The sequence below is a fragment of the Rhodococcus aerolatus genome (assembly GCF_054783215.1).
Genome location: NZ_BAAGQZ010000018.1, coordinates 35,321 through 49,161, shown reverse-complemented (window position 1 = coordinate 49,161; position 13,841 = coordinate 35,321). Strand labels below are relative to the sequence as shown.

The 13,841-nt window shown below is 77.1% G+C and carries 14 protein-coding genes and 1 pseudogene; 4 read left to right on the top strand and 11 right to left on the bottom strand.

Annotated features, from left to right (window positions below; translation table 11 throughout):
* From ACYVOF_RS07715 to ACYVOF_RS07695, 5 genes and pseudogenes are all read right to left on the bottom strand, one after another.
* Positions 1-831 (bottom strand): ABC transporter permease subunit, encoded by an 831-nt coding sequence (locus ACYVOF_RS07715; protein ID WP_460865302.1) that lies wholly within the window; start codon positions 829-831, stop codon positions 1-3.
* Positions 828-1,748, bottom strand: coding sequence for an ABC transporter ATP-binding protein (locus ACYVOF_RS07710; RefSeq protein WP_460865301.1), 921 nt, complete (start codon positions 1,746-1,748; stop codon positions 828-830). The genes ACYVOF_RS07715 and ACYVOF_RS07710 overlap by 4 nt, the downstream gene beginning before the upstream one ends.
* The gene (locus ACYVOF_RS07705; RefSeq protein WP_460865299.1) at positions 1,745-2,410 is read right to left on the bottom strand and encodes a TetR/AcrR family transcriptional regulator; all 666 of its coding nucleotides are present in this window, start codon (positions 2,408-2,410) and stop codon (positions 1,745-1,747) included. The genes ACYVOF_RS07710 and ACYVOF_RS07705 overlap by 4 nt, the downstream gene beginning before the upstream one ends.
* Before the next feature lie 60 nt (positions 2,411-2,470).
* A pseudogene (locus tag ACYVOF_RS07700) lies at positions 2,471-3,365 on the bottom strand (S49 family peptidase).
* 10 nt (positions 3,366-3,375) lie between these two features.
* Positions 3,376-4,029, bottom strand: a complete 654-nt coding sequence (locus tag ACYVOF_RS07695; RefSeq protein ID WP_460865298.1) for a phosphatase PAP2 family protein — start codon at positions 4,027-4,029, stop codon at positions 3,376-3,378.
* A 65-nt stretch (positions 4,030-4,094) separates the two neighbouring features.
* Between ACYVOF_RS07695 and ACYVOF_RS07690 the strand changes: the two genes are divergently transcribed.
* On the top strand, positions 4,095-4,778 hold the full coding sequence (locus tag ACYVOF_RS07690; protein WP_460865295.1) for a hypothetical protein: 684 nt from the start codon (positions 4,095-4,097) through the stop codon (positions 4,776-4,778).
* A 10-nt stretch (positions 4,779-4,788) separates the two neighbouring features.
* On the opposite strand, the gene ACYVOF_RS07685 is transcribed toward ACYVOF_RS07690, so the two are convergent.
* Positions 4,789-5,973: a S53 family peptidase gene (locus ACYVOF_RS07685; RefSeq protein WP_460865294.1), complete on the bottom strand. Its 1,185-nt coding sequence runs from the start codon at positions 5,971-5,973 to the stop codon at positions 4,789-4,791.
* Between the two features lie 120 nt (positions 5,974-6,093).
* Positions 6,094-6,558, bottom strand: a complete 465-nt coding sequence (locus ACYVOF_RS07680; protein ID WP_460865292.1) for a SixA phosphatase family protein — start codon at positions 6,556-6,558, stop codon at positions 6,094-6,096.
* Between the two features lie 195 nt (positions 6,559-6,753).
* On the opposite strand from ACYVOF_RS07680, the gene ACYVOF_RS07675 reads away from it, so the two are divergent.
* Positions 6,754-8,514: a PHP domain-containing protein gene (locus ACYVOF_RS07675; RefSeq protein WP_460865290.1), complete on the top strand. Its 1,761-nt coding sequence runs from the start codon at positions 6,754-6,756 to the stop codon at positions 8,512-8,514.
* Positions 8,511-9,074: a hypothetical protein gene (locus tag ACYVOF_RS07670; protein WP_460865288.1), complete on the top strand. Its 564-nt coding sequence runs from the start codon at positions 8,511-8,513 to the stop codon at positions 9,072-9,074. The genes ACYVOF_RS07675 and ACYVOF_RS07670 overlap by 4 nt, the downstream gene beginning before the upstream one ends.
* Before the next feature lie 24 nt (positions 9,075-9,098).
* On the opposite strand, the gene ACYVOF_RS07665 is transcribed toward ACYVOF_RS07670, so the two are convergent.
* The 3 genes from ACYVOF_RS07665 to ACYVOF_RS07655 are packed head-to-tail and all read right to left on the bottom strand — an operon-like array spanning position 9,099 to position 11,965.
* A complete protein-coding gene (locus tag ACYVOF_RS07665) occupies positions 9,099-10,289 on the bottom strand; it encodes a sensor histidine kinase (RefSeq protein ID WP_460865286.1) in 1,191 nt (396 codons plus the stop codon).
* Between the two features lie 36 nt (positions 10,290-10,325).
* Positions 10,326-10,679, bottom strand: coding sequence for a hypothetical protein (locus ACYVOF_RS07660; RefSeq protein WP_460865284.1), 354 nt, complete (start codon positions 10,677-10,679; stop codon positions 10,326-10,328).
* Positions 10,680-10,726: 47 nt separating this feature from the next.
* A complete protein-coding gene (locus ACYVOF_RS07655; RefSeq protein ID WP_460865282.1) occupies positions 10,727-11,965 on the bottom strand; it encodes an MFS transporter in 1,239 nt (412 codons plus the stop codon).
* A gap of 84 nt (positions 11,966-12,049) precedes the next feature.
* Here ACYVOF_RS07655 and ACYVOF_RS07650 point away from each other — a divergent pair, with 84 nt between their 5' ends.
* Positions 12,050-12,364 (top strand): ArsR/SmtB family transcription factor, encoded by a 315-nt coding sequence (locus tag ACYVOF_RS07650; RefSeq protein WP_460865281.1) that lies wholly within the window; start codon positions 12,050-12,052, stop codon positions 12,362-12,364.
* Between the two features lie 9 nt (positions 12,365-12,373).
* On the opposite strand, the gene ACYVOF_RS07645 is transcribed toward ACYVOF_RS07650, so the two are convergent.
* Positions 12,374-13,810, bottom strand: a complete 1,437-nt coding sequence (locus tag ACYVOF_RS07645; RefSeq protein ID WP_460865279.1) for an HNH endonuclease signature motif containing protein — start codon at positions 13,808-13,810, stop codon at positions 12,374-12,376.
* Positions 13,811-13,841: the final 31 nt, after the last annotated feature.

Genomic DNA, 13,841 nt, shown 5'->3' with positions numbered 1-13,841 from the left:
TCAGGTGCGCAGGTCCCGCCGGTCCACGGCGAACCGGCCGGCGGCGGCCACCACCAGGGCGAGCACCGCGAGCCGGAGCAGACCCACCACGTCCACGCCCCGGGTCAGCGGCTCCCCGCCCAGGTACCACGACCACGGTGACACCGCGCTGAGCCAGCCCCAGCCGAGGACCGCCCCGAGGGCGTTTGCCAGGTAGGCCAGGACCGCCACCGCGGCACCGCCGGCGAGCGCGACCGCGCGGCGGCCCGTGGCGGCCCCGACCGCGAACGCCACGGCCCCGACGCCGAGGACGAGCAGGGCGAGCCCGGCGCTGCCGGCGAGGACGTCCCCCACCGGGACACCCATCCCCGTGGCGGAGCTCAGCAGCAGGACCACCGCGGTGAGCACGGCCACCAGCACCAGGCTGCCCAGCCACACCGCGGCCAGCCGCTCGCGGTAGACCTGCCCGCGGCTGACGGGGGCGGTGAGCACCAGCTCGAGGGTGCCGTCCTCCTCCTCGCCCGCGAGCAGCCGGGCGCCGCGGCCCACCGCGTGGACGAGCAGCAGGGCGGGGCCGAGCAGGCCGTAGACGGTGCTGGCCAGGAACCCGCCCGGGGTCCCGATCGAGCCCAGGTTCAGGGCCTCCACCAGCGCCGGGGGCAGCGAGTCGACCACAGAGGACTTGGCGGAGCCCACGGCGGACCAGGCCGAGGTGTAGACGGCGGCCACCGCGCCCACGGCCACCGCCCACAGCAGCAGCGAGCGGCGGTCGGCCCGCAGCTGCGCCGCCAGGACCGGGAACCGCGGGACCCGGGCGGTCGGGGTCGTGGCCGGGGCCGTGGCGGGGCTCATGCGGACCCCTCCGGGGCCTCGGTGCGGTAGTGGTCGAGGAACAGGTCCTCCAGGTCGCGGTCGGCCGCCGACCAGGCCAGCACGTGGTGCGCGGCCGCGGCGCGGAGCAGCGCGTCGGGCTCGCCACGGAGCAGGCAGGTGACGAGCGTGTCCTCGCCGTGGGTGGCGGCCAGGCCCGACACCCCCGGCAGGTCGGCCCACGCGTCGACGTCGACCCGGCCGGCGAGGCGCAGCGAGACCCGCTGGCCGGCGTGGTCGCGCAGCGCGGCCACGTCGTCGACGTCGACCACCCGGCCCGCCCGCAGCACCGCGGCGCGGTCGGCCACCTCCTGCACCTCGGCGAGGACGTGCGAGCTCATGAGGACGGTGGCGCCGGCGTCGCGGGCCTCGCGGACGAGGGCCGCGAACTCCTGCTGCAGCAACGGGTCCAGCCCGCTCGTCGGCTCGTCGAGCACCAGCAGCTCGGGCGCGGGCGCGAAGGCCTGCACGAGGCCGACCTTCTGCTTGTTCCCCTTCGACAGCCCGCGCACCGGCCGGTCCAGCGGCAGCCCGAGCCGCTCCGCCAGCGGGCCGACGCGGTCGGCGCCGCGTCCGCCGCGCAGGGCCACCAGGTCGGCCAGCAGCCGGCCGGCGGTGCGGGTGCCGTCGAGGTGCAGCTCCCCGGGCAGGTACCCGATCCGGGCCCGCAGCGCCGCCCCGCCGGCCCGGGGGCTGGTGCCGAGCACCTCGAGCCGGCCCGAGGTGGGCCGGATCAGGTCGACGAGCAGGGCGGTGGTGGTGGACTTGCCCGCGCCGTTGGGGCCGAGGAAGCCGAACACCTCACCGCGCCGGACCTCCAGGTCCAGCCCGTCGAGCGCGACCACGGAGCCGAACGTCTTGCGCACGCCCTCGGCCAGGACGACGGGGTCGGGGCTCACGGGGTCGCTCCCGGGTCGAGCGCGCGGTACCCGTCGCGCACCTGCCGGTAGGTGTCCTCCGGCAGCACGCCCCGGCTGAGCACCTCGGCGGCGGGCACCGCCCAGGGGCCCAGCGTGGTCGGGTCGGCGGTGAGGTCGACCCCTGTCAGCCGGGCGACGTGCCCCCCGAGGGCCAGGGAGCCGAGGGACCACAGCGTGAGGACGACGGCCCGGCCGCGGGGGTCCTCGCTGGGCAGCACCGTCCCCGCGAGCACGCCCTCGGCGAGGTAGGCCTCGGCGTCGTCGACCAGCTCGTCGACCAGCGCCGCCACCTCGGGGGTACCGTCGGCCACCGTCCGGGCGAGGTAGGCCATGAGCGGCGGACCGCCGGGCGCGCGCAGGTGGACCAGCGGGTCGGCCCCGCCCGTGAGCGTGGTGCGCTTGCGGGCGCGGACCGTCGCGGCCAGGTGACGGTCGCAGGCCGTGCGCAGCGCGTCCTTGCTGCCGTAGTGGTGGATGACCAGGGGCGGGGAGACCCCGGCCCGCTCGGCCACGGCCCGCACCGAGGTGGCCCGCACCCCGTGCGCGGCGAAGAGCTCGAGGGCCGCGTCGCGGATGCGGTCGACCGCGTCGGCCGGCGGGACGTCACCGGGCCCGGGCGGGCGGTCGGACGCTGAACGCATGGTCAGCACCGTAGGCTGACCGCGCGTTCAGCGCCAGGGTCGGGGTGACGAGCGCGGTCGCTACAGCCCGAAGCGGGCCCAGCCGGCGCGGTCCTCGACGGCGGCGATCGCCGCGCTGACCAGGCCCGACGCGACCGCGGCGCCCAGCCCGGCCGCGCTCGCCGCCGGGGAGGCCGAGGCGCTGGGCCAGGGACTTGCGCGGGGAGGAGACGAGCACCTCCGCGTCGGGGTAGCGCTCCTCGACCACGGCGCGCAGCGAGCCGAGGGAGTCCGCGAGCCCCAGCTCGACGGCGCGCCGGCCGATCCAGACCTCCCCGGTGAACAGGTCGTCGTCGCTGCCGACGAGCTTGTCGCCGCGGCGCTCGCGCACCCAGCGGCGGAACTCGGCGTGGATCTGCTCCTGGGTGGCCAGCAGCCAGTCGACGTCCTCGGACTTCTCCGGGGAGAACGGGTCCAGCCGGGCCTTGTTGGCCCCGGAGGTGTGCAGCCGCCGCTCCACCCCGACCTTCTCAATGAGCCCCTCGAGGCCGAACCCGGCGCTGACCACGCCGATGGACCCGACGACCGAGACGGGGGTGGCGATGATCTCGTCGGCGGCGCAGGCCAGCCAGTACCCGCCCGAGGCGGCGACGTCCTCGCAGAAGGCCAGCACCGGCACCTCGTGCTCCTGGGCCAGGCCGCGGATGCGCTCGCCGATGAGCAGGCTCTGCGCGGGCGAGCCGCCGGGGGAGTTGATCGACAGCGCCACCGCGGCCACCCCGTCGGCGGTGAACGCCCGCTTCAGCGCGCCCTCCACGCCCTCGGCGTTCAGGGTCTGCCGGCCGATCCCGCCGGGGCCGGAGGCGATCATCCCGTGCAGCCGCACCACGCTGACCACCGGCTTGCCCTCGCCACCGAGGCGGGCGGGGAGCCGGTCGGTGAGCTGGGCGGGCATGCCGGAGGGGAGCTTGACCATGCCGGCCAGCCTACGGACGCCCCGGCACCAGCCGCGCCGCGAGCAGGACGGACACCCCCACCCACGCCGCGCCCAGGAGCCAGCCGCCGAGCACGTCGGACGGGAAGTGGTCGGCCAGGGCGAGCCGGCTCGCACCCACGGCCGCCACGGCGAGCACGGCGACGGCGATGAGCCCGGCCCGGGCGGCGCTGCGCAGCCGGGGCGCCAGCACGGCCAGCAGCAGCGCCGCGGCCGCGACCGAGGTCAGCGCGTGCCCGCTGGGGAACGAGGCGCCCGCCGCGGTGTCGAGCACCACGGCGGGCCGGGGGCGCGGCCGGTCCAGGAGCACCTTCAGGCCGGTGCTGAGCACGGCGGCGCCCAGCATCCCCACCGCGACGAGCACCGCGGTGCGGCGGTGCCGGCGCCACCACGCCACGACGACGACCACGACGGCCAGCATCCGCAGCACCGTCGGCCCGAGCACCGCGCTCACCGCCTTCCACGGCCCGACCTGGCCGCGGTGCGCGGCGACGGACCGGTTCACCGCGTCCAGCACCGCCGTGTCCAGGCGCACCACCGGGCCGGACCGGACGGCGACGAGCACCGTCAGCACGACGGCGGCGACGGCGAGCACCGCCGTGGCCGGCGCGACCCAGCGGGGGACGGGGGTGCGGGGCGTGCTCACGCCGTCGAGCCTGCCGCGGGCGGGTCCCGCCGCGCACCTCGGCGCGCGGGCGCAGGATCGTGGTCGTGGAGGAGCACCCGACCCCGGCCTGGCGGCGCGAGACCCCGGCGGAGCGGCGCTGGCCCGCGGCGCTGGCGACGGTGGTCGTCGTCGCGCTGCAGCTGGGCCTGCCGGACCAGCTGACGTTCGCCTCGCCGTTCCTGCTGCCGTCGGTCGAGGCCGCGCTGCTCGTGGTCCTGCTGGCGACCAACGGCAGCCGGGTCGACCGGTCGTCGGGCTGGCTGCGCCACCTCGGGCTGGCGCTGGTCGCGGTGGCCAGCCTGGCCAACGCCTACTCGGTGGTGCGGCTGGTGCAGGGCCTGCTCGACGGCTCGGTCGGCGGCTCCGCCGGGCCGCTGCTGACCACCAGCGGCTCGATCTACCTGACCAACGTCGTGGTGTTCGCGCTCTGGTACTGGGAGCTCGACCGCGGCGGCCCGGCCCGGCGGGCGCAGGGCCGGTCCCGGCCGGACTTCCTGTTCCCGCAGATGACGTTGGACGACCCCGCCCACCACGTGGTGCCGCCGCACTGGGAGCCGCGCTTCGTCGACTACCTCTACGTCTCGGCCACCAACGCCACCGCGTTCAGCCCCACCGACACGATGCCCCTGACCCGCTGGGCCAAGCTGACGATGCTGGGGCAGTCCGCGGTCGCGCTGGTCACCGTGGCGCTGGTCGTGGCCCGGGCGGTCAACATCCTCGGCAGCTGAGCCGCCGGCCTCAGAACGCGGCGGTCCCGTTCGGCGTGCCCAGTCCGGTCGGTCCGTCGTACCCGGTCACCGCGGTGCACAGGTAGCTGCCGCCGCAGCTGCCGTTGCTGCCGCTGGTGACGTCGTCCAGCGCGCTCGTGGCGGCGTACGGCGAGGACCCGGCGGTGAGGGCGGACCCGTTGCCGGCCAGCGCGTAGACCCCGGCCACGACCGGGGCGGCGACGCTGGTCCCGCCGAAGACGAGCCAGCCGCCGCTGCTGCCGTAGGTGTCGTACACCGCCACCCCGGTGCTCGGGTCGGCCACCGCGGCGACGTCGGCCACGGTGCGCCGCGCGCAGCCCGCGTCCTGCTGCCACGCCGGCTTGGGCTCGTAGGCCGAGCAGCCGCTGCCCGCCCCGCTCCACGCCGACTCGGTCCACCCGCGGGCGTTCGCCGCGCGGGTCAGGCTGGTGCCACCGACGGCGGTGACGTAGCGCGACGCCGCGGGGTACTGCACCCCGTACCCGGAGTCCCCGGACGACACCGTGATGGGCACGCCCGGGTGGTTGTAGTAGGCGTCCGAGCTGGTCTCCGAGGAGTACTCCGACCCCCCGTAGCTGTTGCTCACCACGGTCGCCCCGAGGCGCACCGCCGTGTTCACCCCGGTGCCCAGGTCGGTCAGGCTCGCGGTGGAGGTCTCGACGAGCAGGATCTTGCAGGCCGGGCAGATCGCGGAGGCCATGTCGAGGTCGAGCGAGATCTCCTGCGCCCAGCCGCTGTTGGCCCGCGGCAGCTTGCTCGTGCCCGTCCCGCCCACCTTCCGGAAGCACCCGGACGCCGCGGTGCAGGCGGGCAGGCCGTACTGGGACCGGTAGACGGCGAGGTCGGCGGCGGCGTTCGGGTCGTCGTAGGCGTCGACGATGGCGATGGTCTGCCCCGCGCCCCCGGTGGCGGGCAGGGCGTAGGCGCTGTGCAGGTCGGCGGGGCCGTAGCTGCCCGGGGCGGGGCCGGTGGTGGCGGCGGGTGCGCCCGTCGCGTCGTCCACGAGCACCTTCGAGTCGCACGACGCGGAGCCGGGGGACGCGGGCGGGCAGACGTCCACCGCGTGGCGGTGCGCCAGGCCGACGGGCGAGGGCGCCGCCGAGGCGGTCCCGGCGGCAGTCGCCGCGCCGGCGGCGAGCAGGGTGAGCACGGCGACGAGGTGACGGATGGCCACAGGAACCCCCAGGTCTGCGGTGGCCGCGGGCTCCCGCGGCGCTGGTCACGCGACGTTATCGCGTCGTCACCCGGGCCGGAACCCCTTGTCCCACACGTCCTTTTCGTCCCCGCGGCCCCGTCAGCGCGGCGGACGGGGCTTGAGGTACTCCAGCTCGACGACGTCGCCCCGGCAGCCGAGCACGCGCCACGCGGAGCCCTTCTCGGTCTGCGTGCTCGACGGCAGCTCGACGAGGCCGACGGAGCGGACCAGCTCGAGCAGGGCCTCGAACACCTCGCCGTGGGTGCACACCACCGCGTCGGCCCGGCTGCGGCGCCGCAACCAGCGCAGCAGCTCCTGCGGGGGCACGTCCTTGGCCAGCACCGGGTGGGGCTGCACCGGCAGGTCCCGGGCGCCGGCCAGCGGGGCGACGGTCTGCGCGCACCGCACGGCCGGGCTGGAGAACACCGCGGAGACGGTGTCGTGGCGCAGCCGGTGCACCAGCGACTCCCCCTGCGCCCGACCGGTGCCCACGAGCGGGCGGTCGTGGTCCGACCCCGACCAGCGCGACTTGCTCCGGGCGAGGCCGTGCCGGACCAGGATCACGCCCGGACGGTACCCGGGCCCGCACCGCGGGCGGAAGCCGCCGGGAACCCGCCCCCGGGGGCCGCCGACGATCCCGACAGCCCGCGTTCACCTGCCGGCCACCCGGACGACGGCCCGTCGTGGGCAGGGCTGCGCATGCTCGGACGCTGCCCCGCACCGGCCCACCGGTGCGCCCCACCGACGCGAGGACCCCGCATGAGCCACGACCACGGGCACACCCACGACCACGGTGCCGACGACCCGCACAGCCACCACCACGGGCACGGGCACGGGCACGGCGGGCCGGTCGCCCTGCCGCCCGCGCTGGACCTCGCCGTCGCCGCCGAGGACCTGCCCGCGAACCAGCTCGGTCGCCGCCGCTTCCTGCAGCGCGTGGGCCTGCTCGGCGCGGCCGCCGCCGGGGCGAGCGTGCTGCCCGGCGTGGCCGGCAGCGCCGCGGCCGCCCCCGGGCCGGGCGCCGGTCCGGGCGCGGGCCAGGGGCACGCCACCGTGGACCCGCAGGACCTGCTGTGGCTCACCGGGGACCACCACATCCACACCCAGTACAGCCCCGACGCGCAGTACCGCGTCTCGCAGCAGGTCGACCACGCCACCCGGTACGGCCTGGACTGGATGGTCATCACCGACCACGGCTCCGTCGGCCACGCCAAGATCGGCGTCGAGGCCACGCACCCCGACATCGTGCAGTCCCGGATCGACAACGCCCGCACGCTGGTCTTCCAGGGCCTCGAGTGGAACATCCCGGCCGCGGAGCACGGCACCGTCATCGTCGCCCCGGGCACGAACGACGTCGCCACCCTCAAGGAGTTCGAGACCACCTACGACGGCGTCGTCAACGGCACCACCGGCTCCAGCGCGGCCAACGAGGCCCAGGCCCGCGCCGGGGTCGCGTTCCTCGGTGCGCAGGTCCGCAGCGGACGCGTGGCGGACGCGCTGATGCTCGCGAACCACCCGGCGCGCAAGGGGATCGACAGCCCCCACGAGATCCGCGGCTGGCGCGACACCGACCCCACCATCGCCGTCGGCATGGAGGGCGCGCCGGGACACCAGGCCGCCGCCATCCCCGGGCCCGGGCACGCCACCAACGGCCGCGGGTACTACGACAACGCGCCGTCCGCGGCCAGCTTCCCCGGCTACCCCGCCGAGTCCTACGTCACCTACGGCGGGTTCGACTGGATGACCTCGACCGTCGGCGGGCTGTGGGACTCCCTGCTCGCCGAGGGCAAGGGCTGGTGGATCACCGCCAACTCCGACTCCCACCAGGTCTACGGCGACACGTTCGCCCCGGGCACCGCCGACCTCACCACCACCGGCAGCCGCGGCGCCCCGGTCGACACCGGCGCGCCGATCTACTCCTACGGCGACTTCTGGCCCGGGTACTACTCGGGCACCGTCGTCGGGGCCACCGACTTCTCCTACGGCGCCGTCATGGCCGGCATCCGCGCGGGCCGGGTCTACGTGGTGCACGGCGGGCTCGTCGGCGCGGTCTCGGCGCGCCTGGTGCGACCCGGGGCGGCGCCGGCCACCCTCGGCGGGACGCTCACCGCGCCGCGGGTGAACCAGGTCGAGCTGCAGGTCGACGTCGCGCTGGCCGACCGGCCGAACTACCACGGCGACGTCCCCGTGCTGCGCAAGCTCGACGTCGTCGTGGGCACGGTGACCGGCCCCGCGGCCGACCGGGACGCCTTCACCGCCCCGCAGACCCGCGTGGTGAAGTCCTACGCCGTGCCGGCCTCGGTGCCCGGCGGCGTCTTCTCGGTCCGGCTGCCCGTCGGCGGCGACGGGAAGGACCCGTTCTACGTGCGGCTGCGCGGCAGCGACGGCAAGCGGGTGGGGCCGGGGCTGTACCCGGGCCAGGACCCGGCCGGGCCCGTGGTCGACGCCCTCGGCAACGCCGACCCGTGGCAGGACCTGTGGTTCTACACGAACCCGATCTTCGCGGTGCCGACCCGGTGACGGCCGTGCTCGGGCTCGCCGCCGGGCACACGGACCGGGCCGAGCTGGAGCACCTGCTGGCCCGCGCCGTCGCCGTGGTGGGGCCGGCGGAGCTCGCGTGCACCCACGTCGTGGACGGGCGCTGGGCGGGGTCGGTGCAGCTCGCCGGCCCCGGCCAGGACGCCCCGGTGGACGCCGCCGGGCTCGCGGTGGCGCTGGGGGCGGCCGTCGCCGGGCCCGACGGTGCCGCGCACGGCGACCCGGCGTGGCGCGCGGCGGCGGCGAGCGCTGCCGCCGCGCTGCGGGACCGCACCGGGGGCCGGGCGGTCGTGTTCGGCGGCCAGGACCGCCTCGTCGGCACGGTGGCCGCGGACGACGTGCCCGCGCTCAGCGCCGTCGAGGCGGTCGTCGGGATCGCGGGGACCCCCACGGCGGGCGTCGCCCTGGTCACCCGCGAGCACGTGCGGCCCTTGCTCGCCGCCGGGCGGCTGGTGCTGCAGGTGCGACCCCTCGGCGCCGACGGGGCGGTGGCCCCGTTCGAGGTGCCGGACCCGACGCCCTGCTGCGCCGCGCACGGCTGAGCCGGGGCGGCACGGCTGCGGGCGTCAGGGCCGGACGTCGGGGGCGAACTTGGGCACGCGCAGGCTCACCCGGGTCCCCGCGCCGGGCGCCGTCTCCACGTCGAGCCCGTACTGGTCGCCGAAGACCGCGCGCAGCCGGTCGTCGACGTTGCGCAGCCCGACGTGCGCGCCCCCGTCGAGCGGCGCGGCGTGCAGCGAGGCGAGGGTGGCCGGGTCCATCCCCACCCCGTCGTCCTCGATGCTGATGACGCACTGGGTGCCCACGTCCTCGGCGACGACGGTGACGGTGCCGCCCTCGGTCCGCGGGGCCAGGCCGTGGCGGACGGCGTTCTCGACGAGGGGCTGCAGCGCGAGGAAGGGCAGCGTCACGCCGAGCACCTCCGGCGCCACCCGGACGACGACGGCCAGCCGGGACCCGAAGCGCGCGCGCTCCAGGGTGAGGTAGCGGTCGATGTTGCGCAGCTCGTCGGCCAGGGTGGTGAACTCCCCGGCCGCGCGGAACGAGTAGCGGGTGAAGTCGGCGAACTCCAGCACGAGCTCGCGGGCCCGCTCCGGGTCGGTGCGGACGAACGACGCGACGGTGGTGAGCGCGTTGTAGAGGAAGTGCGGGCTGATCTGGGCGCGCAGCGCGCGCAGCTCGGCCCGGGCCACGCGGGAGCGGGAGTCGTCGAGCTCGGCCAGCTCGAGCTGGGTGGCGGCGTAGTGGGCCACCTCGGCGGTCGCGCGCAGCAGCCCGGGCCCGGCCGCGGCGGTGGCCACCGCGCAGAGCACGCCCGCCACGCCCCGCTCCCCGGGGACCAGCGGGACGACGACCAGGGCGCGCACCTCGCAGTCGAGCCGGCCGCAGTCCACGACGTCGTGCCCGACGAGCTCACGGCGGCCCGTCGTGGCCGCGCGCGCGGCGGCGGCGAGGACGTCGGGCTCGTGCCGGGTGGGCGGCCCGGTCCAGGCGAGCAGCGTGCCGTGCTCGTCGGTCAGCGCGGTGACGGCGGTGCCGAGCAGGTCACGCAGGTGCGGGACCGCGGCGGCGGCGGAGTCCGGCGAGAGCCCGGCGCGCAGGGCCGGGGCGGCGAGCGAGGCGGCGTGCAGGGCGTCGAACGCGGCGTGCTGCTCGGGCGAGGCGAAGGCGCGCCGGGCGCGCAGCCGGCGCACCCCCCACACCGTGGCCGCGACGAGCAGCAGGGCGAGGGCCCCCAGCGCCGCGACGGTGCCCACCCGCCCAGCGTCCCACGCCGGGCGGGGCGGCCCGGGTCAGGAGTCGACGACGCTGCGCAGGTCGGGGTCGTCGCTGATGGCCTCGTCGTCCTCGGCCGGCTCCGCGTCGTCGACGACCTGGTCGACGGACTCGTCGAGCTCGGCGTCCGGGGTGGCCGCACCGGGCAGCGGGAGGTCCTCCTCGAAGGGCGCGTCGGGACGCTCCTCGGCCAGCTTCTGGTCCAGCGACTCGCCCTCGGACTGCTCCTCGGCGGTGGTGCCGAACTTGGTGGCGCCGGCCCAGCCGTCGGGGGCGTCGACGCCGTCGTCGCCGGCGCGCTCGCCGATCTCGTCGGAGTCCAGGCTCTCCTCGGCGTCGAGCATCTCGTCGGTGTTCTCCGTGTCAGCCATGGGTGCCAGCCTGCCACCCGCGACCCCGGCCAGCAGCGCCGCGGGGCTCAGGCCGGGACGGAGGTGCGGCGGGGCACGAGCTGCACCACCAGGGAGACCGCGGCGAGCAAGGCGACGACGCCGCCGTAGGCCAGCACCGTGCTCCGCAGCCCGACGCGGGTGATGGCCACCCCGGCGACCAGGGCGGGGATGCTGAAGGCGAGGTAGCTGACGACGTACACGGCGGAGAGCAGCGCGGCGCGCTCGTGCGGGGCGGCCAGCTGCGTCACCGCCCGGAGCCCACCGAGGAACGCGGCCCCGAACCCGCCGCCGGCCACCACCGCGGCGACGACGAAGAGCGGCAGCGAGGCCGTGGTCAGGGCCAGCTCGACCATCCCGACGCCGACGAGCAGGGCGGTCACACCGCCGAGGGAGGTCGCCGGGACGCTCACGTCGCGCACCAGGACGGAGACGACGGAGCCGGTCCCGGCGAACAGCGCGAGCGCCAGGCCCACGACGGCGTGGTCCGTCTGGCCGAAGACGGACGCCAGCACGCTGCCGCCGACGGAGAGCACCAGCCCGCCCAGCGCCCAGGTGGCCACCATCGAGGGCAGCGCACCCAGGAACTCGGCCCGGGCGGCGGCGGGCACGGCGACCTGGGGCCGCAGCGAGCGCAGCGCACCGGGCGTGCGGGCCGTCGTCTCCGGCAGCAGCGTGGCGGTGACGAGCGCGAGCGCCAGGAACACGACGCCCAGCACGACGAACACCAGGTGGGTGGGGGCGGGTGCCCACTGCACCAGCGCACCGGTGCCGACGGCCCCGAGGGCGAGGCCCGCGGTGGGCGCGGCGCCGTTGACGAGCGAGCCGAGGCGGCGGCCGTCGTCGGGCTGCAGGTCCAGCAGGTAGGCCCCGAGCACCCCGATGCCCGCCCCCGTCGCGAGGCCCTGCACCACGCGGGCCGCGACCAGCAGCGCGACCCCGTCCGCGGCCAGGAAGAGCCCCATCGAGGCGGCCTCGACCAGCAGCGCGGCCAGGAGGACCGGCCGGCGGCCCACGACGTCGGACAGGCTGCCCACGGTCAGCAGGCTGAGCAGCAGGGCGAGGACGTACACGGCGAAGATGACCGTGAGGGTCAGCGCCGAGAACCCGATCTTCTGCTGCAGGACGGGGTAGAGCGGGCTCGGGGCGCTGGAGGCGGCGAGCATCGTGGCGGTGGCACCGGCCACGGTCCAGAACGCGGGGGCGCGGCCGAGCCGTCGGCGGTGCGGCGTGGTGGTCCGGTCGTCGCGGGGCGTCGTGTCGGTCACGGGGGTCCTCCTCGGGCGTACGGTTCGACGTCGATCGACGTGTGCAACGCCCACCGCCTCCCGTTGTTCCAAGGAGTTCGAACCGTGACGACCGGCATGCCCCGGGTCCTCGACCACCCCGACCTGGCCGACGTGGAGCTGACGGCCGTGCTGTTCGCCCTGAGCGACCCGGCGCGCCTCGAGCTGGTCCGGCTGATCGCCGAGCGCGGACCGCAGACCGTGGCGCAGTGCCAGGTCGTCGACCCGCAGGTGGCGAAGTCGACCTTCTCCCACCACCTCAAGACCTTGCGCGAGGCGGGCCTGGTGCGCAACGAGCCGTCGGGACGTCAGCGCACGGTCACGCTGCGCCGCGACGAGGTGGACGCGCGCTTCCCCGGCCTGCTCGAGTCGGTGCTCTGAGCCCAGCCGTCAGCCGGGCCCCGACGCGGTGGACCGGCGCGACGGCCTGAGCAGCGGTCTCCGCCGGGTGCGGCGCCGCGGTTCCCGGCCGTCGGGCAGCGGCAGTCGCAGGGCCGGGTCCGGTGGGTGGCGCAGCAGGTTGACCCGCGGCACCTGCTCGGGGTCGAGCCACGCCGGGGCGGTCCAGGTGACGCGGCCGTCGTCCAGCGCGAGGGTCCACCCCTGGTCGACCAGCGGGTGGTCGAACGCGCAGACCAGGCACATCGCGTCGACGTCGGTGGCACCACCCTGCGCCCACGGCACCAGGTGGTGGACCTGGCACCAGGCCGCGGGGATGTCGCAGCCCGGGCGGGTGCAGCCCCCGTCGCGCACGCTCAGGGCCCGGCGCTGCCCGGCGGTCGCGAGGCGCTGGTCACGACCCAGGAAGAGCGGCTCACCCCGTCCGCCCGTCACCAGCAGCGACCAGGCGCCGTCCGCGGCCAGCTCCAGCGCGTCGGGCACGCTCATCGTGCCGCCCGTCGCGGTCGTGGCCCGGCCCGCCCGGCGCTCCAGGTCGTCGATGCCCATCGTCAGCACCACGGCGGCGGGGCTCCCGTGGGCGCTGCCGACCCGGCCGGCCCGCATCGCCAGGTCGCAGACCGCGGCGAGGGCGTCGTGGTGGCGCTGGCCGGTCGACCGGGTGTCACGCACGCCGGGGCCGTCGGCGCCCGGTCCGTCACCACCGTCGGCACCGCTGCCGTCCGCCGCCGGGTCGGGGGCCGCGAGCGCGACGAACGCCGCGTCGAGCAGCGCCCGGGCCCGGGGGTCCAGCAGGCCGCGGACCGGGGTCATCCCGTCACCGCCCTGGCGACCGACGGTGAACGAGCGGCGCCGGGCGTGGTCGCGGTCGTCGGTGAGCCGACCGTCCGGGTCGAGGTGGACCCGCACGCGGTCCGCGGCGGCCGTCAGCTGCGACGGGGTCAGCTCGGCCGCCGCCGCGGCGAGGTCGGCCGCCGCGGCGGTGCGCTCGGCCGGCGTGACGGAGCCGGGCAGGGCGTCGAGGGTCCGGGCGACGACCGCGGCGTGCGCGCCCGAGACCTCGCCCCGGGCCTGGGCCGCCGCGGTCGCCGGGAGCAGCGGCTCCTGCGGCTCGCCCTGCAGGGAGGTCCGGGGGGCGAGCTGCGCGGCCGCCGCGACCCGCCGTCGACCCTCCGACGCGTCGATGCCCAGCACCTGCGCGAGCAGCGCGCCGGTGCCCCGCTCGTGGTGGCGGACCGCGGTCGAGCGGATCCCCAGCTCGGCGCACAGCGGGTGCCACGCGGCCTCGAGCCGTCGGCCGACCACCTCGAGCGCGCGGGCGGCGTCGAGCACCTCGGCCTCGGTGAGCGGGGCCGCGGACTCGGCCAGCACCGACTGCGCGGCGGCGTCGAGGGACGCCAACGCCTCCAGCAGCCGGGTCGTGCTCATGGTCGGAACCTACGACCGACCCCCGACAGTT